We start from the raw sequence: 20,542 nt of genomic DNA, 5'->3' as shown, positions 1-20,542 counted from the left end.
GCTCGACCCATGCTTTGCGCCACATCCGACTCTGACGGGATGCGTTAGAATTCGAGCGCAACAATCATTGGCTTTAATCCAGAAGGATATGCAGATGAAACGATTTGTTTGCATTCTTGCGTTGGCCCTTTCCGCCCTTCCGGCGTGGTCCGCGAAGAAGATCACCGTGGCCGAACTCACTGACTTGCTGAAGACCATGCACGACCAGCAGAAACCGGATGCAGATGTCGCCGCTGCCCTCAAGCAGGTCCAGCTCACCGAGCTCCTCTCGCGCGACACGATGAACAGCTACACGGCCTACTCGCCCGGACCCCTGACCAACGAACAGGTTTACGTGCTCGAGGCGCGCAGTGCCGTTCTTCCTCCACCCGCAGCCGATCTGCCCAAAACGGCTGCGCCCGATGCCGCTGCGCAGAAAGCAATCCTCGACAAAGCCTCCGCATACGCCACCAAAACGTGGGCACAGCTTCCGTCACTCACCGCAACCAAGACGACTCTTCGTTTTCAGGACAACGTTGAAGCGACCGGCTCGAGTTCCGGCTTGAGCGGAAGCGCCAAGGAAGTCGCTACCGGCTCCTCATTCGTGAACCCCTATCAGTTCGTCCACTACATCAACTCGACCGAGAGCCTCTACTCGCTCGACCACGGCATCGAGAAGCTCCCCGAGGACAAGACGAAGTGGGGTGCCAACCGCATGATCGCTCTTCAGGAGCCGGATCCGAGCCTTTCCACCGTTCTCCAGGACGCCCAGAACGGCGGCACCATCTCCTGGCTTCGCTGGGAAGAGATCAACGGCAAGCCCGCTGCTGTCTTCGCATACCAGATTCCTAAAAAGAAATCGCATCTCAACACCAATGTCTGCTGCTTCCCCAACGTCGATCAGACCGGTGTCGCTCGCTTCAGTTCGGCGGCCATTGCCGGTCCCACAGGTGGATCGGGAGGCGCATCCGGAAACTTCCAGACCAACACCGAGTACAGCAATCATTACAAGGCCAACGGGGTTCCCTATCACGGTGAATTGTTCGTTGACCCCGATACCGGAATCGTCGTCCGCCTGATCACGCAACTCGAGCTCAAGCAGACCGACGTGGTTCACCAGCAGGACACCCGTATCGATTACGCGCCGGCCAAGGTGGGCGACAAAGACCTCGTGCTCCCCATGAAGACCGTGATCAACACCGAAGTTGTGCCCAACGGCGACTCGCAGTCCGCGGGCAAGTTCTCCACGCGGTGTACGCTCTTCACCAGCGAATACAAAGACTTCAAGTTGAAATAGCTCTCGATGAGCGGCGGCGTGCCACCCGGCCCGTCGCTGCTCCCGTACAGGAATTGGGGCTCATGAAGCGCTGTATCCTCCTCCTCCTTCTGCTCTCTCTCGCTTCACCGGCTTGGAGCGCCCGTAAAGTCTCGGTCGCGCAACTCCAGGACCTGCTGCGCTCTCTCCACGACGAAAAGAAGTCTGATTCTGAAGCCGCGGCCGCTCTCCAGGAGTTGGAACTCCAGGAGCAGCTGACCCGCTCCGCCATGAACGGCCTGACCAAGTTCGCCCCCGGCCCTCTCACCACCGAGCAGATTTTTGTTCTTGAGGCACGCAGCGCCAACTTGGCTCCACCCGCATCCGACCTGCCTTCTGTACCTGCACCGGACGCCGCGCAGCAGAAAGCGATCCTCGTTCGCGCTGAGACCTACATCACCAAGACCTACGCGCAGCTTCCCGCGCTCACCGCTAAGAAAACCACTTTGCGTTTTCAGGACAGCACCGCCGCAATTGCCTCGAGCTCGGGCATCGGCTCAGGAGCCAAAGATGCCGTCACCTCCTCCGGCATTTCGAATCCCGGCGCATTCATCCACTACATCAATGCAGCGGCTTACCCGGTGTAATCGAGCATGGCGCCCCAAAGAAAGCCTCTGCGAAAGATCCGGTTCGTTGGGGCGCGAACGGCCTCCTGAAGGTTCCAGAACCCGATCCAGCTCTCCCGCCCGTTTTTGAGGAAGCGCAAGCCGCTGAAAAGATAACTTGGTCCCGCTGGGAACTCATCGGTACGAAAATCGCGGCGGTCTTCTCCTTTGAAGTGCCTCGCCAGCAATCCAGGCTCGATGTTGATGTGTGCTGTTTTCCCAATGTAAAGCAGGCCGGAATTGCCCGCTTCTACACGTCGATGAACGGGCCCCTCCTTGGTTCCGAAGGAAAATCTGGCGGCGGCGTTGCGGGCAACTTTCAAACCAACACCGACTGGAACGACTTCCAATCAACCGTCCCCTACCATGGGCGCTTTTACATCGATCCCGCTACCGGAACCGTTCTGCGCATGATCGTCGAAGCAGAGTTGAAGCCTTCCGACGTAGTCCACCAGATGGACACCCGCATCGACTACGGTCCAACCCGGGCCGGGCAGGCAACGATCATCGCGCCTCTGAGGTCGGTCGTCGATCTCGTCGTGGTGCCCAACGGAGATTCAGGAGCGGGCGGCTATTCCACCCGCACAGCGCTCTTCAGCTCCGAGTACTCCGAATATCGACCCGCACAGAACAACTGATCATCTCTAGCTGTATCGCAGCCACCGCATCAGCTCCGGCAGAGTCGCGCGCTTTCCATACATCAGAATTCCTACCCGATACAGCTTCGCGGAAACCCATAGCACCGAAACAATACTCAGCACCAGCAGCCCAATCGACACTGCAAACTGCCACGCCGGCGGTACCTGAGAAGCCATCCGCAAAAACATGATGATCGGGGCCGTCGGCGGAAACAGCGATCCTCCCACCGCCCAGGCCGAATTCGAATCGTTCATCACGACCATGATCAGGGAAAAGCTCAGCCAAACAGGCACGGCGGCCAGCGGCATGTACATCTGCAATTCCTGCTCCGTCTCGCAGGTCGCCGCCAGTCCTGCGAATCGCGAACTGTAGAGCAGATACCCAAGCAGAAAGTAAACAGGGAAGAGCACCGTCTCCAGTGCCGATACGTGCACAGCGTAGTCTCCGCTCAGAATCGTCGCCGCAAACGGAGTTCCCAGAATGATCGCCCCTGCTACCAGCCAGATTCCAATCTGCGTCAGCCCGACAGCGCCCACTCCAATCAGCTTGCCCGCCAGCATATCGGCAGGCTTCGCGATCGATAGCATCACTTCGAAGATCCGCGAGGTTTTCTCCTGAATCACCGAACGCGCCACGTTCATGCCGTACACCATCGTGGTCATCGACAGCAGGATCGCCATCACGTAGCCCTTCCAGAATGAAGCAGTCGCATTACTCTTCACGACCGCGCCGTCCTTCTTTACTTGAAAGGTCTCGACTGGAATCCCTTTGACGAGATCTTCCGCCGCCTGATGCTGAAGCCCTCCGCTCTGCAGCCGCGCATCCAGCAGCGCATGGTTCACAGCCTCTCGCATCCGGGCGCCCGTAATGAAATCTCCCGAAGATTGCGAAGTGTAGGTCGCCTTCGCAGGCTTTCCCTGCAACGTCTCAACCCACAGAAACCCCTCAATCTTCTTCGTCTTTACTTCGTCGACCAACGTATCGCGGTCCCCCGGCGTCGCTGGAGAAACCACGTCCACCTTCGTCTTCGTATCCTTGTTTCCGACCAGCTGCCCTTTGATCTCTGCCGCCAGCAGCGCATCGTTCGAAGCCACTGCGAGATGCTTCCCCGAACCAAGCCCCCGGCTGGACATGAATGCAATGCCCAGAATCGCAGCGAAGATCAGGGGGACGCCGAACGTCGTCATTTTGAAAGCGCGGCCGCGCACCTGTTCCAGGTACTCGCGCTTAGCCACCAGCAGCACATTACGCATCGACGCTCTCCCCCACGGTCTGAATAAAAATCTCCTCAAGCGATGGCTCAACCATCTCGAACCGGTAGATCTTCGCCTTCTCTGACGCCTCCCGCAGCAGCTTCTGTGCGTCCCCGTGCGGCTTCAGCTTGATCTCGGCATGTCCCGAATAGTTCTGCGCCTCGGCGATCTCAGAGCTCGCGAGAAAATCTGCGCTGCCATCGAACTCCACAATCACGTGGTTCCGCTCATACCGCGATTTAATCTCCCGCACCCGGCCTGACAGCACCGCCTGCCCCTTGTTGATCAGGCAAATCGAATCGCACAGCTTTTCCACCTGGTCCATCCGGTGCGTCGAGAACACGATCGCCCTGCCTTCGTCCTTAAGTTCGAGCAGCGTCTGCTCCAGCAGCTTGGCATTTACCGGGTCGAGCCCGCTGAAGGGCTCGTCCATCACAATCAGCCCCGGATCGTGGAGTAGGGAACCGATGAACTGGATCTTCTGCTGCATGCCCTTCGACAGCTCTTCCGTCTTCTTAGGCAAAGCTTCGTCAATATCCAGCCGCTTCGCCCACGCGGTCGCCTTCCTCTCCGCATCGCCCGCGCTGAGCCCGTGCAACTGCCCGAAAAAGACCAGCTGCTCCAGCACCTTCATCTTTTTGTAAAGACCGCGTTCCTCCGGCAGGTAGCCGACGCGGTCGAGGTTGCTGCGTTCAAAGGGCTTCTCGAACAGCTTCACTGTTCCCGAATCGGGCATCGTCATGCCCATCATCATGCGAATGGAGCTCGTCTTCCCGGCTCCATTCGGCCCAAGCAGGCCGAACATCTGCCCTGCTTCGATGGAAAGACTCAGATCGCGCACAGCGACCTTGCTCTCGTAGGCCTTTGTCACTCCTGCGAGTTCAACGACTGGCATGTTTTCCCTTGAGGCTCCCGGCGAGATTTTTCGAACAGGATTGATCGGGTACTAGTTGTCGATGGATACCAGAGATGATACGTTCTGACGACGATCCGCGTTCCCGGCCCTTCAATTGTGCTTGTTATACTCCGGGGGGCCGGCGAGCACGAGCGCGTCCTTGTCTCCGTAGACGTACCAGCAGCACCAGTCGGTCTCATGGTTCGGCTGATCCATCGGAGAAATCAGGTCCCGGTAGATAACCCGCCCGTACACAAACAACTTCTCCTCCCAGCGCTCAAGCCGTTTCATCTGGTCGTCCGACGAGCAGTAGGACCGAACATCCGATCGCCGGAACGGCCGGATACCCGCCGTCTCCCCCGGCAGCAGGATGATGGGCTCGAACGGGGTGGCCGATTTGCCGCTATCGTAGTCGGGCGGTGTAGGCAGCTCGGTTTCATCCTTCGCAATCCGCACGCAGTCGGCCTTGGCCAGGATGCGCGCCGGCGTCCGGCCTCGGTTTGTCGCCATCACTTTGAAACCGTGTTCCACGCTCAAGAAGGGTTCCACCGTAATGACAATCCAGGGTCGGCCTGAATCGACGATGGCCTGCGAACTCTCCAGCGCCGCATTGGCGCACTGCAGCGCCGCCTGCGCCGCCGAAACTCCAAACTCCGTCTGTCGCTGGATATTCTTGAGGGTCTTTAGCGCCAGCAGCACGCCCGCGTATCCCAGAATCACCAGAACGAGGTCGGCCCCCCACAGCACCTTATCGTGCCACGACCAGGGCACTGCCTGAGCAGGGGGCGCGGTGACCACAATCTGTGGTGGCGGTTGCGGCGCGTTCTCCGCGTTCGTCGCGGGTGGCTGGTTCGCCTTGGCGGCTGCGGACGTGGGTCTGACCGCAGGTCCTCCGTCCAACTGAGCCATCCCAGCCACAGGCGACAGAGCCACAGCAAGAATGAACGCAAAACCATGTCGCCTGAACATTAAAAAGAAGCATACAACGACAGATAGCCGCTTCATGGAAGCCGGAAGTAACTCAGTGCACTTCCGGGAACCACCCGAGCTATCAAAAGTCCATAACTCGAGTTACACCCTTGGAAATTCACCAGGGAAGGGAATCTTCCCCAGCCCCATTTTGGCACTAGCTCGGTAAATCGGCACTTTCTCCCCTCCTGCTGGCGGCGAACTCAGATTCAATGAGAGGATAGGAAAACACGGGTTCCTCTCTCCCTTTTCATGCCGTCGATGGGCATTACTCCGGTGTATACCCCAGATTGGCCCGGGGTACTCCACAGGTGCACTTCCGTGTACACTTGGCTCGACACCCCCAATGTAACGCATTGAATTGTTCGTGACTTAAGATGCGTCCATCGTGGGGCAATTGCTCTGACTGCAGCTATCAGGACGGGGGAGCATAGGAGGATATGCTTTGCAGCACATGCAGCACCCGTATGCCTGGTGGCCAACCTTAGCCGTGGTTATTGTGGCGACCGTAACTGACATCCGCAGCCGCCGTATCCCAAACTGGCTCGTTTTTCCCTTTTTACTGGGGGGGATCGTCGTTTCAACGTGGGTGGACGGATGGCATGGTCTCGGCCAGAGCCTCATCGGAATGTTGCTCGGCGGCATCGTCTACGGGACATTGGCCATGATGGGCGGCATGGGCATGGGAGATGTCAAACTCTGCGCCGCCATCGGTGCTTGGATTTGGTGGCAGCAGCTTGTTTTTGCCCTCGTCATGATTGCCGTCGCTGGCGGAATCATGGCGCTGGCATGGGCCGCGTTCGGTGGGTTCATGGGCGAAATGTTTTCCGGAGCAGGGGATTTGTTGTTTGGTTGGCGCAAGCGCGGACTCCATACGCCTCCCGACCTCAACCTTTCCAACCCAAAGGCACGTAAGATGCCTTACGCTCCCGCAATAGCAATTGGTACTCTCATTTCCTTCTTTTCTCGTTGAGAAGGTGATTCAAGAACGACTAAAGTATGCTGACAAACGCCCTGAACTTCGGTGACACCGCAGTCGGGTACAAGATCCTGGGAGTTTTGAATTTGTGACCGATAACACGCACGACTCTGATCCCCTTGGCGGAAACGTCCTGTCCATCGCGCTGATCTGTCCCAGTGAGCAGCGCCGCAGGACGATTGTGAGTGCCTTGAATAACTCACACGCCGCGATTGTGCGGGAATACTCTTCCTATCCCCCGACCTTGAAGGAAATGCCCAGAATGCTGGGTGAGAAGTCCTTCGACACGGTCATCATCGACCTCGAATCAGACGTCGAATACGCCCTGGAACTCGTTGAGTTCGTCGCATCTACCACCAGCACCACCGTGATGGTCTACACTTCGCGGCTCGATCCCAATGTCATGGTGCGCTCCATGCGCGCCGGCGCCCGCGAATTCCTCTCCGATCCCATCGATCCCAACGCCCTGTCCGATGCGCTCATGCGCGCCGGTTCCCGCCGTACCGGCGGAAAAGGCGGCGCCGCCAAGAAGACAGGCGGCAAACTCCTCGTCTTCCTCGGCGGCAAAGGTGGCTCGGGAGTTACAACCGTAGCTTGTAACTTCGCCGTTGCGCTCGTGCAGGAGTGCCAGCAAAGTGCGGTCCTTATCGACCTCGACTTACCTCTCGGCGACGCCGCTCTTAGCCTCGGCCTCACCACCCAGTTCTCCACGGCCGACGCTTTGCAGAACGCCGACCGCATCGACACCAACTTCTTCTCCAAATTGCTCACAAAGCATAACTCGGGCCTTCCCGTTCTCGCAGCTCCGGGCCGCTTCCCGCACGTCCAGGCCACCAACGATGCGATCGAGAAGATGCTCAACGTCGCGCGACAGGACTTCTCCTATGTCGTCATCGACGCGGGATCGCGTTTTGACCTCACCGACGCCGGATGGTTCGAGCAGGCCGACACCGCATATCTCGTCATGCAGGCGGGTATCCCCGAGCTTCGTAACTCCCACCGACTCATCTCTGAATTTTTCAAGGCAGGAACGCCCAAACTCGAAATCGTACTCAACCGGTACGTGAAAAGTTCGATGGGCGTTGATGAAGAACACATCGAGAAGGCCCTCACCAAGCCGATCTCGTGGAAGATCCCCAGCGACTACTTCAACGTTCGCAGAATGCAGAATGAAGCCGTTCCGCTGGCGCTCGACGATTCGAGCATTGCAAGAGTTCTCCAGGACATGGCACGGGCGGCTTGCGGTATGCCCCCCAAACCCGAAAAGCGGAAAGGCTTCAGCCTTTTCAAATAATCCCCCGTATTTGACGGATTCTGAAGTGAAGGACGGCGCATCGTGGAATCAATGAATCTGGAAAACTTCAAGGCAGAAGTGCACCGAACGCTGCTGTCGAAGCTTGACCTGGAAAAGCTCTCCCGCATCAACTCCAGCCAGGCTCGCCAGGCGGTCTCCAGCATCATCAACGAGATCATCAGCGACCGCCGCGTTCCGCTCAGCTTTGACGAGCAGGAAAAGATCCAGACAGACCTTCTCGACGAAGTCTTCGGCCTCGGACCTCTCGAGCCCCTTCTGAAAGATCCGAAGATCTCCGACATCATGGTCAATGACAAGGACCATGTCTTCATTGAAAAAGGCGGTCTCATTCAGCGAGCCGACTGCTCGTTCCGCGACGACCGTCACCTGCTGCAGATCATCGATCGCATCGTCTCCCGCGTCGGTCGACGCGTTGACGAGTCCTCGCCGATGGTGGACGCGCGACTCCCTGACGGTTCCCGTGTGAACGCCATCATTCCCCCGCTCGCACTCGACGGACCGTCGATGTCCATCCGTCGTTTCGGCACCGGTCCTCTGGCCGCGAATCAGCTCGTTCAGCTCAAAAGTATTTCGGCAGAGATGATGGAACTGCTCTCCGCCGCCGTGCGCGCCCGCCTCAGCATCCTCATCTCGGGCGGTACCGGCGCCGGTAAAACGACCTTCCTGAACATCCTGTCGCAGTACATTCCACCGAACGAGCGCGTCATCACCATTGAAGACGCGGCCGAACTTCAGCTCGCCCAGGAAAACATCGTCCGGCTCGAAACACGCCCGCCGAACGTTGAAGGCCAGGGCGCCATTCGACAGAGACAGCTTCTCATCAACTGTTTGCGTATGCGCCCCGACCGCATCATCATCGGTGAGTGCCGTGGCGAAGAAGCGTTCGACATGCTTCAGGCCATGAACACGGGTCACGAGGGATCGATGACCACCATCCACGCCAACACGGCGCGCGACGCTCTAACCCGTCTTGAGTCCATGGTCGCCATGACCAACCTCAACCTGCCGGAAAAGACAGTCCGCCAGCAGATTGCATCGGCATTGACCATCGTCGTCCAGGCCTCGCGTCTCAGCGACGGTTCCCGTAAATGCGTAAGTATTCACGAGATCACGGGCATGGAAGAGAACGTGATCTCCATGCAGGAAATCTTTGCATTCCAGAAGAAGGGCATCGGCCCCAACGGCAGAGTGCAAGGCGCCTTCGTTCCCAGCCGCATCCGTCCCAAATTCCTCGAACAGCTACGTACCGCTGGCATCTTCCTGCCGCCCAGCTTGTTTGAGAAAGTAACGGAAGTGAACTGAGCCGGAGTCGTGCGGAGGTAGTGGCATGTTAATGATTGGTGTTCTTGTTTTTTGGGAGTCTTTTTGGTCGTCGTCTTGGTGGCCGCCGCTAGCGGCTCCGGCGCGACTGAACAGACCCGCGCGATCATGACCAGGCTTGAGTCCGCCATCGCGGTCGGCAAGCCCGAGATGACAGACCTCATCGTCGACGTTCGCAAGAACGACGTCATGAGCTCCATCCCGTGGCTCGATCGCGCACTCACAAAGATGGAACTTGCTCCCCGTATCCGCAGGTTCCTCTACCAGGCCAACGTCAAATGGACCGTCGGCCAGCTGGCTCTCTTCTGTGGTCTGAGTTTCATCGTCCCCGCTTACCTCGTCTACCTCCGCACTGACGCGATCTTCTTTGGCTTTCTCATTGGTCTCCTCACCGGAGCCGGCCCCATCGCCTTCGTCTGGCAGAAGCGCAAAAAGCGCCTGGACAAATTCGAGCAGGGCATTCCGGAAGCTCTCGAGCTGATCGTCAGCGCCCTCCGCGTCGGTCATAGCCTCAACGCAGCCATGGGCCTCGTCTCTCGCGAATGTGCGGATCCCGTCGGTGGAGAATTCCGGCTCACCTTCGACGAGATGAACTACGGTCTGGAGTTGAAGTCTGCCCTCGACAACATGGTCACCCGTGTTCCAATCCAGGACGTAAAGATCGTCTCAACCGCAATCCTGATTCAACGGGAAAGCGGCGGCAACCTGGCTGAAGTCCTCGAAAAGACCGCGCAGGTCATTCGCGAGCGGTTCAGACTGAAGCGGCAGGTTCTTACCCATACCGCGCAGGGCCGCTTGACCGGCTGGATTCTTACTCTCCTCCCGGTCGTCCTCGGTTTTCTGCTGTATCTCGTTAACCCCGACCTGATGAGCTTGCTCTGGAAAAAGCCGTTAGGCGTGAAGCTGCTCTATATTGCCGGTGTCATGATCTTCATCGGCGGTATGATTATTCGCAAAATCGTCAACATGGACGTCTAGAGGAGAAACAATGGCATTTGCAATCATCGCCTTCCTCGTTGCCTTTCTTCTGATCGGTAGCGGCGGCCTGTTGATCTTCTACCGCGACAAGATCCAGGACCGAATTTCATCGGCTCTCTATCCGCGCGCCACGCAGAAGAAGTCAATCTCCACCACCCTCGAGGAAACCCGCCATGTCATCGGCGGCGTCGTTGAGCACTTCGAGAAAGTCCTGCCCAAAAGCCAGCAGGAGATCTCCGTCATCCAGCAGCGACTCGTTCGCGCCGGCATGCGATCCGACAACGCCGTCAAGATGTTCTACGGCGCGAAGGTCATGGTCCCCTGTATCCTGGTCCTCCTCGTCTGGATTTCCGGTGCTTACCACTTTGCTCCCATGTTCATGTTCGCGCTCGCAGCCGGCGGCGGCTTTCTCGCGCCTGATTTCTGGCTGGGGCGGAAAATTTCGAATCGTCAGTCGGCCATCAAGAAAGGTTTGCCCGACGTCCTCGACCTCCTCGTAATCTGCGTTGAAGCCGGACTCAGCCTTGACCAGGCAACCGCGCGCACCGCTCAGGAGCTGGAAAAAGCACAACCCGAACTTGCCGACGAACTCGGTATCGTCGCCCTGGAACAGCGTGCCGGCAGGGCTCGCGCCGACGCCTGGAAGCATCTCGCAGAGCGCACCGACGTCGACGTCGTGAGAAACCTCGTTTCCATGCTGGTGCAGGCTGAGCAGTTCGGCACCAGTATTGGCAAGACACTCCGCGTTCACTCCGATACCATGCGCACAAAGCGCGTTCAGGAAATCGAAGAGAAAGCGGCAAAACTATCAGTTAAATTGCTGTTCCCTCTGGTGCTCTTCATTTTCCCCTCGCTATTTTTGGTCGTGCTTGGCCCCGCTGTGCTGGTGATGGCGGATTCATTCAAACAGTTTTTCGGAAGCTAAATTCCGCAACCAATCAAAGGAAGGGAGAGAATCAAAATGGATCAAACCACGATTATCCGGATTGTGTCCGGCGTGCTTTTTGTTATCGTGCTGGTAATCCTGATTCAGCGGCGCCGCACGCGCGTAAAGTAAGTGTGACCCTGGCCTAAGGATGCCGGCAGGTTCGGGCCCCCCGACCTCCCCGGCATCCAGCCCCTTTTAAGGGAACTTCCGACGGTAATTTGTGTTGTCCCGCCGGCTGCGTTGTAATCTACTCTCAGCTTCAGTAAAGCTTCGCTTTTTTGGGATCGAAGGCACCTGTCGATTCGCAGAAGCTCGTTTCGGGTAGCACCACGCAGATACCTCTGCGTCTCTGCTGGACACAGATTGAGTCAAAAGACGGCTCGACCGTATTCCTGCAGCTGGTTCTCTTGAGAGGCGCAATGACGGAGTCCCGCAAATACTGTGTGTACAACCAGACACGGGAAAGCTTCCTGAGCCTCGGCGTGGTCATGGCCGATTCTGCCGCTAGGCAGCTGAAGGCGCTCCTCGAAGACCTGTCGGTCAAGCCGGACGCTGGCCTGTGGCTCTCGCCTTTTCGCGGCATTCCCGCCACCAAAGGTCTCTCGCCTGTTGACCTCATTTATCTCGACGAAGACAATCGCGTCATCCAGGCGGTCGAAAACTTCCCCAACTACGCTGTCGAGCCTACTCGCGAGCAGCCCGCGAGCGCGCTGATTCTTGCAGGGCACACCATCTTCTCGAGCCAGACTCAACCGGGCGATGCCATGCTGATCTGTTACGCCGACGAGATGGAGGAACGCCTCGGGGCCTCCGCTGCCGGCAGTCGGACGAAGCAGGCTTCGAGTGCGGGACGCTCAGCTTCCTCCCAGACCATGGTCGCCGAGCCCCCGCCTCAGGTCGATCGTCCCACCGAACTGCTCGCAGCGCATCAGCGGCTCATTGAAAAAGAAACTGCCGAAATCGAGAGCACCGGCCCAGCGAGCGCGTCTTGGTTCATGCGTTTTCTGCGCTGGCTGTCCACCGACCGGCGCGCCTCCAAACGTCACCCTCTGCCTGGCCTGGTGGCCTATTACTGGACCGGCGGTGCGCCTCAGGCTTTCCACATTGCCGACATCAGCAACGTCGGGATCTACCTGCTCACCGATGAGCGCTGGTTCCCCGGAACCATGATCCTGATGACGTTGCAGAGAACCAATACCGATGGCGACGACCCCGATGATTTCATCTCGGTGTTAACGAAAGTCATCCGTTGGGGAACCGACGGGGTCGGGCTCACTTTCGTTCCGTCGAACACTGTCGATCTCAACAGTGGCGAGCCTCTGCCCGATACCGGCGTGGGCAAAAAGGCGCTGCATCGTTTCATTCAGCGCGTGCAGCAGCCCGGCTAGGCCGAACGGCATCCGGCCCACCTGGCAGCTCAGGATTTTCAATGATCCCTGCTGTGCCTACTGCAGGATCTCCGGAATGATCAGCAAAACTTCCAGTTTCGCGACCTGCCCATCATGGCTGCCCGCCCTGAATTGCCACTGCTGCAGAGCGTTCAGAACTAGCTGCTCGCGCGCATAGCCCATGTCGGTCGGAAACACCACGGAGAGCTTCTCGAAGTGTCCGGCCTCGTTCACAAACCCATGTACCATCACCGAGTCGGACGTTGCATCGTCCGGGTTCAGGTTCGGTCGAACGATGTAGTAAGGCCAGGGCGCATCGAGGTGTGCGCTCCCCGCGTTTGCTGAGTCCGCGGCGCGGGGCAGGGAATACTGCAGGATCCAGTTCTTCTCCAGCCCGACCTTCAGATAAACCGAATAGGCAAGCCGCCCCTTCCAAACTTCCGTCGTCTCGGGGTACTGTTCGTCCAGCGTCGACCCAACTACGACGACATTGAATTGCCCGTTTTTCGGCAGATTGATTCGCGTTACTGTGCCGTTGTCGCCATCGCCGGACCCGTGACCGTTTGCTGGCCCTGCACCCGATCCTGCCCCAGCATTGTGACCTGCACCCTGTCCCGTGCCGGAGCCAGCCTGGGATCCGCTGCCCCCGTTTCCGTTGCCGGTGCCCTGCTGGGTGTTGCCGTTCCCGCTGCCGTTGTTCTTCCCGCCAGTGCCTTGTCCCGCGGCCTTGCCGCCCGTGCCGCTCTGGCCTTTGCCCGTGGCTTTGTCAGAACCGGTGCTGCCGTCACCCGCTCCGGTTTGGAGTGGGTTGGCCGCTTTTCCTGTTCCAAGGCCGCCCTTCTCGTTGCCTTCAGCCGTTTGATTCGCGGCAGGCATGCTTACCACGCCCTGATTCATGTGCAGGTCAGAGGCGGATAACACAGCGGCTGGGGTCGACTCGATGCTTGAAACAGAGCCCGTCTCGGGAATCCGCTCGACCTCCAACTGCCGGTTCAAAATCACAGGAGAAGACTTGCTGGTGATCGGCATGGGCATCTTCGACGTGAAAGGCGTCGGAGAGATGTCGAGCGCAGCAATGTGCGTCTCCTTGTTGGGGAAATTGAGCTTGGGCTTGTCCAGCGTGATCGAGGGTGGCTGCGGCTTCGGCGGCGTAAGCATCTGCACCTTCGGCCGATGCCCGGACCATAGCAGCATCGAGGGAAGAGGCGTCTCCTTCGGCAGCATCTTGTCGGGATCGACATCCGGCTGGATCAGCGTCTGTGGCGCAAGCTTTCGGCGTTGAAAATGCACACGGCTTGACGCCGGCGCGGCGATCTTCTCCTCGGCGGAACTCTCCTGGCCCGTGGCGGCCTTCAGGTACGCGCTGCTGCCGCTGCCGCCCGACTTCGGAATCGGCGGGTACGGCATGTTCAGATTCACATGCTGCATCATGTAGACGTCGGGAGTCGGCAGCCTAAACCGGGGCGCATAGAGAAATGTCGAGAGAATGAAGGCGATCGCCGCAGAGTGGAACACCACGGAAGCAACAATGGCCGACGGGCCCCGCGGCGCCTCGGGCTGCAGCGTGAAAAGAGTGATGGTGCGCGAAGACCTCATTCGCCCGGTGAACCCCTCTCTGTTCGGCTTACCTGGTGATCATCCTACGCGGGGACAATTTCTGTTCTGGTGAGGTGTTACTCCCGCGATCACCGCCATAACTACCTGGGCCGCCGAGTTACACCTGGGCTTGGTCAACGCTGTAAAGTCGCGTGATCCAGAAGCTGCTGTGGCAAACGTTCCTTTAAGTATGCGCGTAGCTCCATAACTCGACAAGAGCAATCGCCGCAATCATGTCACTTGAGTCACTTTTCATCAGTGGCCTCGTCCTTGCAAACATCGATTACGCCCTGTAGATTTCACGCTTTCGTACCGTTGACACCGCGTGATTGCGTGGTCATTGTTGATGCAAAGCTATGAATCACTCCGCATCGCCACGACCTTGATTCAACCGCATTTCCACTGCGTGTTGCGTTCTAGGTACTTCGGTTTAGCGGAGTTAAATTCGATGCATACGTAAAGCCGCATAGTGCTATACTCTAGCGGCATTCACCCGTGCAGGCAGTTAACCATTTCGACCACTAACTCTGCGTGAAGAGGCCGCTACTTTCCTGCCCAAAGCTGGTCGACAGCCGAAGGGAGTAGAAACCAGGGTGCTTCACCTCACGAAGACAGGATTCTGATGAACCGAAGACTGGTAACAATCCTACTTGCTGCATTCGTAGTGGCAGCACTGTGCTCCGTGCTCGTATACCGGTTGGTCGGCATGCGCATTGCTGCGGCTAAACCGCAACCTGCAACTCGCGTGGTTGCCGCAGCCGCCGATCTCAAGATTGGGCAATTGTTGAGCGCTGCGGATTTGACCACGGTTCAGATTCAGGGCACGGTGCCCAAGACCGCCATCCTCGATGCCAAGAACGCAATCGGACGCGGCGTGATGCAGCCCATCTTTGCGGGCGAGCCGATTCTTGACAACCGTCTTGCGCCGGTAGGTTCAGGCGGCGGTCTGGCCGCAACCATTAAAGATGGCTATCGCGCGATCGCTGTTCGAGTCGATCAGGTGGTTGGCGTCGCCGGATTCGTGACTCCCGGCATGCACGTGGACGTCCTCGTCTCGGCTGTTCCGCCCAGCGCTCAGAACGCCGGCAGCGGAAACAACACCCAGGTCAGAACCGTGCTCCAGAACATCGAAGTACTGTCCGCCGGTACGGATATTCAGAAGGACGCCGAGGGCAAGCCGCAGCAGGTGCAGGTCGTCAACCTTCTTGTGACACCAGAACAGGCGCAGGTGCTCGCGCTCGCCAGTAACGAAACACGAATTCAGCTGGTCCTCCGCAACCCGCTCGACACAAAGGAAGTCAAGGTTTCAGGCACCGGCATGACCAACCTGTTCGCCGAGCAGGCGGCTCCTCCTTCGAAACCCAAGCTCACTGGCCCGGTCAGAGCACCGAAGCCGAAGAACGATTCATTCACCGTTACGGTCATCAATGGCAGCACAAAAACAGACGAGAAATTCGCAGCGCCCGGGGGTAAACAGTGAACGTTAAGACTGGGATCGCCACAACCTGTGTCAGTGCATTGACACTGGTCTTTTTTGCGAGTGGGGCCGTTTTGGCCCAGGGGCCCCCGGCGGGTGCGCAGCCAGCCGCAGCTACGAGTCAGGATTCCACAAATGACCTCTCGCTGGCCGTCGGCAAATCCGTTGTTCTGGATCTCGCCCGTCCCGTAACCCGCATCGTCGTTGGCGCTGGCGGCTTCGCGGAGGCTCAGGCAGTCAGCCCGACACAGATTTTGCTCAATGGAAAAGCACCAGGTGAAACCAGCCTCATCATCTGGGATCAGACCGGCGGGCGCCAGTTCTTCAACGTAACGGTCCGGGCCAGCTCCTTCGCGTCCAACGATCAGCTCGAGGGCCTTCGCCGCGAACTGAGAGCCGAGCTTCCTGGCCAAAACGTCAGAGTCTCTCAGGACAATGGCGTCATCTTCCTGCGCGGAACGGTCACCAATCTCAACAGTTCTGACCGCGCGGTCATGATCGCCTCCACAGCTGGCAAAGTCGTTAACCTGCTGAACGTGAACGTTCCGGCTCCCGAGCCCCAGATCCTCCTCAAGGTAAGGTTTGCCAGCGTCGATCGCAACCGCCTCAAGCAGTTGGGCATCAACTTCGCCCTGAACGGCCTCGGGAATACCATCGGTTCCATTGGCACCGGACAGTTCAATGGAATCAACGTAGGCCAGACTGGCACCCTCTCAGTTGGCGGGACTAATATTTTTGGTATCTATCCCGGCATTGGTCTCGGAGCCAGCATTCAGGCTCTGGAAACCAGAGGTCTCGCCGAAGTCCTTGCTGAGCCGAACGTGCTCGCCAAAAACGGTCATCAAGCGAGCTTCCTTGCCGGCGGCGAATACCCATACCCCGTTGCTCAATCTGGTGCAGTCAGCGGCGCTGCATCCCCAATCACAATCCAGTACAAACAATACGGCGTCCTGCTTGCCTTCCTTCCCACAATCACCAATCGCGGAACCATCCGCCTTCAGGTCGCGCCTGAAGTCAGCGCACTCGACTACGGCAATGCCGTCAATATCGGTGGAGCAACCGTACCGGCACTCACCATCAGGCGTGTGAAGACGGAAGTCGAGCTCTCGGAAGGGCAGACCTTCATCATCGGCGGATTGCTCGACAACCGCGAAACGGAAAACTTCCAGAAGATCCCCTTCATCGGCGACATTCCGATCCTGGGCAAGTTCTTCCAGTCCATGCAACGCACGCGAACCAACACAGAACTGATCGTCACGGTCACGCCCGAAATCGTCAGCCCCATCGACGTGGGTACACCGGTTCCGGAGATCAAATTCCCCTCCGGGTTCCTGCCCCCGAACTCCACCATTGCGATGCACACGCCTGACCAGAAACCGGCGGGCTCCGCTCCGGCTCCTCCTCCGGCAACTATACCGGTTGAAAAGCTGATCGAGAGCATGAAGCCCGAGCAGCCTCTCGTCCTCGACAGCGGAATGGGAGTCGGTGGCGGCGGCGGCGGCTCTTCCGCAAGCACGCAGCAAGCACCTCAATAATTGCGGAGGCGATATCAACCCGAGCCCCAGTAGAACAGAGTTTCTACTGGGGCTCGACTTTCAAATGCGAGTTTCTGCCCTCCAGTCCAAGCATCCTCAATCGACAAACGCTGAGCAATTGGAACCGAATGAATTTCACTGATCGATCAACTTCACCCAGCGATGACTTCGTTGTAATCCGCAACCTCACCCGCGGAACGCTAGTTGCCGAACGTGCTGAAGTGGCACGCACCAGCGCAAAGCGCTCGAAAGGCCTGTTGGGCAGAAATGGCCTTGATCCCGGAGGCGGCATGTGGATCATCCCCTGCGAATCAGTCCACACCTTCTTCATGCAATTTCCCATCGACCTTATCTATCTGGACAAAGAGCTTCGCGTGAAGAAGGTCAGACCCAATGTGAAGGCTTGGAGAGTCTCCGCCTGTTTGACGGCTCATTCGATCCTGGAACTTCCAGCCGGAACAATCGTCGCTACACAAACCCAGCCTCGTGACGTACTGCGCGTCGAAGAACCATCCCATTGAAACTGATGCGCAACGCGGAACGGAATCAAAGCACGGCTCTGAAACTCTCGGACAAAGTTCTCTTGTCTACAGTCATCTTGGTTGCAGGCGCCGCAGCTTTCCTGGCCGCATTTACGGCTTCTTACGCTCTTCCCGTACAAGACCTGGCACAGTACTGGGCAGCCGCACATCTGCTTCACAGCAATCCATATTCCGCGGAACTGACCAGCACTTTCGAGCGCGGGGCGGGCATACTCTCTACGCCACTCATAACGAAAATGCCGCCTTGGGCTATTGTCACCTTTCTCCCTCTCGGGCTGCTTGATTATCACGCTTCGTTCGCTCTGTGGACAGTCGCCAGCGTGCTGGTCATCGGCTTGTGCTCCTACGTAATAGGTAGTCATCTTCAACAAACCGCCAATATTGCGCTTCCGGTATTGCCCTTCATCTTCGGTCCTACTGTGGTGCTGCTCATGCTGGGACAGTACACCGTTTTCACGCTGCTTGGCTCAGTTCTGTTCTGCAGTTTCGCAGCCTCCAAACGAGAGTCCCTCGCCGGAGCATCTCTTCTCCTTGTACTTGGGAAACCTCACATTACGATTCTCTTTCTCATCTCGATTGCTTGCTGGATAATTCACCGGCGACGATGGGCAATGTTAGCTTCCGGGTCGATCGTTCTGGCTACCACGAGCCTGCTTGCCACTGCAATTAATCGCCATGTCTTTCAGCAGTTCCTGCACCGCTCGTCACTTGTGGTGCACGAAACGGAGGCCTATCCCAACCTCGGCGGCATACTGTATTCCCTGTCCGGCAACCACTCTCTCGCACTGCTTCCCCAAGCCGCTGGATTGCTCTGGCTCGGCTTTTACTGGATGAAGAATAGGGAGGAATGGAATTGGAGACACCATGGCCCGGTAGTGCTCATGGTTTCAGTTGTCTGTAGCTACTACAGCTATCCCTACGATCAAATCTTATGTTTGCCGGCCTTGATCACCGCGTATGCTTACGGGAACCGCCGAGCATTTCTTCTTGCCTTCGCCGTCACAGATCTTGGGTTTCTTGCATACCTCTCCAATGCGGCTGGGCATTTTGGATTCGGATATATGTTTCTATGGTGGACAGGACTTGGTTGGCTGGTTGCGTTCTCGCTGGCGAATACGGGCCTTCCCCCAATTCCTGCCGGGCTCCAGAAAAGTTAGCGATTAGCTCTAGCGATTGCCAGCAGGCTCTGCCCGATCGGCGGTGCTGAAATTGAGGTCTCAGACCAGTTCACGAGTGGGAAAATGGCGCGATCGAAAAAGCGAACAGCATTCCTCTCAAACCCGCGCTTTTTCAATACGCAAAAATTGAGCCACCAAGCGAAGTAGCCGGCAAAGTTGTAGTAGCGAAGCCGATCGACGGAAAATCCCGCTGCCTCAAGTCTCGAGCGAAGAGCCCCTCGTGTGTATCTCCGGAAGTGTCCGAAATCCCGATCGATGGGTGCGTAGATCTCCGGCCGAGCTGGAACGAACAGGCAGAGCCAGCCCCCCTTGTCCGCGAGCAGTTGGCGATAACTCTTCAGTTCCGCCTCATCTTCTTCGATGTGCTCAAGTACGTTCACACTGATGATCGAGCTCCAGCCTTGTCGCTCTTCCAGATTTTCAATCGTTCCGTGCACAACCTGCTGGTCGGGAAACTTCGCCCGGATTCGTTCGCAAAAAACTTCGTCAGGTTCGACGGCGCATAATTTTTGTACTGGACCTAATCTCCGCAACTCTTCAGTCAGTTGGCCGACACCCGCGCCCACCTCGAGCACGTTTCCTTTCAGAAACGGCCCAAATTCGCGAAGGAGTGCGTTCCTGTAGTTCCTGGCTTCATTGAGCGCCTGGAACTCGAAATCTTCCGTGTTCCTTGTTGCGTTGGGTATGCTGGTCATTCGCTGATCAGGTTGTACATCAGAATGCACCACAGCGCGCGGAATCCGTCACGCCAGCCGATCTTTTTCCCCTCTGAGTAAGTTCGACCGCTGTAAGAGATGCCAACCTCAAAGATGCGAAGATTGGCTTTCGCCAGCTTCGCGGTGATCTCTGGTTCGAACCCGAACCGATTCTCTCGGATGTTGATCTTTTGTATGACTTCTCTGCGAAATGCTTTGTAGCAAGTCTCCATATCAGTCAAATTCAGGTCGCTGGCCATGTTGGAGCAAAGAGTCAGGAACTTGTTCCCCACCGAATGCCAGAAATACAGCACCCGATGAGCTCCCAGTCCGCCGACAAACCTTGAACCATAAACCACATCCGCTTTTCCGGCTAGGATCGGTCCGAGCAAAAGGTAATATTCGCGAGGACTGTACTCGAGGTCTGCATCCTGGATGATCACGATTTCGGCCTCTGCGCGTGCGATCCCCGTGCGCAGTGCAGCTCCTTTACCCTGGTTTACTGCATGCCGGCAAAGAACGATTCGGCTATCGCGCTTCGCGACTCTCTCAAGCAACTCGCCAGAACCGTCCCGTGAAGCATCATCAACGATGATCAGTTGTTGGACCGGGTTCTGCGCAAGAACAACCTGAACAATACTCTCGACCGTCGAAACCTCATTGAATACCGGCATGACAACCGATACACACGGCCTCACATCGTCGTTTGACCTTACTTCTGGCATGCTGGACGTCTTTGGATCTGCTGATACTAGAAAGCGTGGGCTTACTATAAACGAAAACACCGAATGATAAAGGCCAAATCCACGGACAAGGACGGTTAAAAGTAACGGCACTCAGCTCATTCTGATTGAGAAACTCTTTCCTATTCCCGCAAGAACCTTGCGGTGATTTGGTCGATGACCGCACATCGGGTCCATCGAGAAAAACGAACCCGAACCTTCCAGATTGAGGGA

At 57.5% G+C, this 20,542-nt stretch carries 19 protein-coding genes; 13 read left to right on the top strand and 6 right to left on the bottom strand.

Translation table 11 applies throughout. The features are described from left to right. The first annotated feature begins 94 nt into the window (after window positions 1-94). The 3 genes from DHV10_RS12915 (at window position 95) to DHV10_RS12900 (ending at window position 2,537) form a co-directional block, all read left to right on the top strand. On the top strand, window positions 95-1,276 hold the full coding sequence (locus DHV10_RS12915) for a hypothetical protein (protein WP_162601488.1): 1,182 nt from the start codon (window positions 95-97) through the stop codon (window positions 1,274-1,276). Window positions 1,277-1,338: 62 nt separating this feature from the next. Beyond that, entirely contained in the window at window positions 1,339-1,881 is a 543-nt protein-coding gene (locus DHV10_RS12910) for a hypothetical protein (RefSeq protein WP_109486787.1), read from the top strand. Between the two features lie 224 nt (window positions 1,882-2,105). Then, window positions 2,106-2,537, top strand: coding sequence for a hypothetical protein (locus DHV10_RS12900; RefSeq protein WP_109486785.1), 432 nt, complete (start codon window positions 2,106-2,108; stop codon window positions 2,535-2,537). Window positions 2,538-2,543: 6 nt separating this feature from the next. Here DHV10_RS12900 and DHV10_RS12895 read toward each other — a convergent pair whose 3' ends face one another. The 3 genes from DHV10_RS12895 to DHV10_RS12885 form a co-directional block, all read right to left on the bottom strand. Next, entirely contained in the window at window positions 2,544-3,791 is a 1,248-nt protein-coding gene (locus DHV10_RS12895) for an ABC transporter permease (protein ID WP_109486784.1), read from the bottom strand. After that, window positions 3,784-4,686: an ABC transporter ATP-binding protein gene (locus tag DHV10_RS12890; RefSeq protein ID WP_109486783.1), complete on the bottom strand. Its 903-nt coding sequence runs from the start codon at window positions 4,684-4,686 to the stop codon at window positions 3,784-3,786. The genes DHV10_RS12895 and DHV10_RS12890 overlap by 8 nt, the downstream gene beginning before the upstream one ends. A gap of 111 nt (window positions 4,687-4,797) precedes the next feature. Next, window positions 4,798-5,595: a hypothetical protein gene (locus tag DHV10_RS12885; RefSeq protein ID WP_162601487.1), complete on the bottom strand. Its 798-nt coding sequence runs from the start codon at window positions 5,593-5,595 to the stop codon at window positions 4,798-4,800. Window positions 5,596-6,109: 514 nt separating this feature from the next. On the opposite strand from DHV10_RS12885, the gene DHV10_RS12880 reads away from it, so the two are divergent. The 6 genes from DHV10_RS12880 to DHV10_RS12855 all read left to right on the top strand — a co-directional run bounded on the left by DHV10_RS12880 (window position 6,110) and on the right by DHV10_RS12855 (window position 12,563). Beyond that, window positions 6,110-6,628, top strand: a complete 519-nt coding sequence (locus DHV10_RS12880) for an A24 family peptidase (protein WP_109487157.1) — start codon at window positions 6,110-6,112, stop codon at window positions 6,626-6,628. Window positions 6,629-6,722: 94 nt separating this feature from the next. Continuing rightward, complete coding sequence (locus DHV10_RS12875; protein WP_109486781.1) at window positions 6,723-7,928, top strand: CpaE/TadZ family protein; 1,206 nt, start codon at window positions 6,723-6,725, stop codon at window positions 7,926-7,928. 51 nt (window positions 7,929-7,979) lie between these two features. After that, entirely contained in the window at window positions 7,980-9,251 is a 1,272-nt protein-coding gene (locus tag DHV10_RS12870; protein WP_204101426.1) for a TadA family conjugal transfer-associated ATPase, read from the top strand. Between the two features lie 63 nt (window positions 9,252-9,314). Beyond that, window positions 9,315-10,247 carry a type II secretion system F family protein gene (locus DHV10_RS12865; RefSeq protein ID WP_239461608.1) on the top strand — a complete coding sequence of 311 codons (933 nt, stop codon included), beginning with the start codon at window positions 9,315-9,317 and terminating at the stop codon, window positions 10,245-10,247. A gap of 10 nt (window positions 10,248-10,257) precedes the next feature. Beyond that, window positions 10,258-11,172, top strand: coding sequence for a type II secretion system F family protein (locus DHV10_RS12860; protein WP_109486779.1), 915 nt, complete (start codon window positions 10,258-10,260; stop codon window positions 11,170-11,172). A gap of 422 nt (window positions 11,173-11,594) precedes the next feature. Further along, window positions 11,595-12,563, top strand: a complete 969-nt coding sequence (locus DHV10_RS12855; RefSeq protein WP_162601486.1) for a PilZ domain-containing protein — start codon at window positions 11,595-11,597, stop codon at window positions 12,561-12,563. Window positions 12,564-12,620: 57 nt separating this feature from the next. Here DHV10_RS12855 and DHV10_RS12850 read toward each other — a convergent pair whose 3' ends face one another. Continuing rightward, window positions 12,621-14,159 (bottom strand): hypothetical protein, encoded by a 1,539-nt coding sequence (locus DHV10_RS12850; RefSeq protein ID WP_109486777.1) that lies wholly within the window; start codon window positions 14,157-14,159, stop codon window positions 12,621-12,623. A gap of 622 nt (window positions 14,160-14,781) precedes the next feature. Here DHV10_RS12850 and cpaB point away from each other — a divergent pair. The 4 genes from cpaB to DHV10_RS12830 all read left to right on the top strand — a co-directional run bounded on the left by cpaB (window position 14,782) and on the right by DHV10_RS12830 (window position 18,870). Further along, on the top strand, window positions 14,782-15,639 hold the full coding sequence (gene cpaB, locus DHV10_RS12845) for a Flp pilus assembly protein CpaB (protein WP_109486776.1): 858 nt from the start codon (window positions 14,782-14,784) through the stop codon (window positions 15,637-15,639). A gap of 71 nt (window positions 15,640-15,710) precedes the next feature. After that, complete coding sequence (locus DHV10_RS12840; protein WP_109486775.1) at window positions 15,711-17,171, top strand: type II and III secretion system protein family protein; 1,461 nt, start codon at window positions 15,711-15,713, stop codon at window positions 17,169-17,171. 128 nt (window positions 17,172-17,299) lie between these two features. Next, window positions 17,300-17,692, top strand: coding sequence for a DUF192 domain-containing protein (locus DHV10_RS12835; RefSeq protein WP_109486774.1), 393 nt, complete (start codon window positions 17,300-17,302; stop codon window positions 17,690-17,692). A 5-nt stretch (window positions 17,693-17,697) separates the two neighbouring features. Then, window positions 17,698-18,870 (top strand): glycosyltransferase family 87 protein, encoded by a 1,173-nt coding sequence (locus DHV10_RS12830; protein ID WP_239461722.1) that lies wholly within the window; start codon window positions 17,698-17,700, stop codon window positions 18,868-18,870. On the opposite strand, the gene DHV10_RS12825 is transcribed toward DHV10_RS12830, so the two are convergent. Further along, complete coding sequence (locus DHV10_RS12825; RefSeq protein ID WP_109486772.1) at window positions 18,867-19,586, bottom strand: class I SAM-dependent methyltransferase; 720 nt, start codon at window positions 19,584-19,586, stop codon at window positions 18,867-18,869. The two genes, DHV10_RS12830 and DHV10_RS12825, sit on opposite strands and share 4 nt — an antisense overlap. Then, entirely contained in the window at window positions 19,583-20,311 is a 729-nt protein-coding gene (locus DHV10_RS12820; RefSeq protein WP_109486771.1) for a glycosyltransferase family 2 protein, read from the bottom strand. The genes DHV10_RS12825 and DHV10_RS12820 overlap by 4 nt, the downstream gene beginning before the upstream one ends. Window positions 20,312-20,542 lie beyond the last annotated feature (231 nt).

Origin of the sequence: Occallatibacter savannae (genome assembly GCF_003131205.1) — a bacterium.
Classification (GTDB): domain Bacteria; phylum Acidobacteriota; class Terriglobia; order Terriglobales; family Acidobacteriaceae; genus Telmatobacter; species Telmatobacter savannae.
The sequence above is the reverse complement of the archived record's forward strand: the minus strand, read 5'-3'. Positions and strand labels throughout refer to the sequence as shown.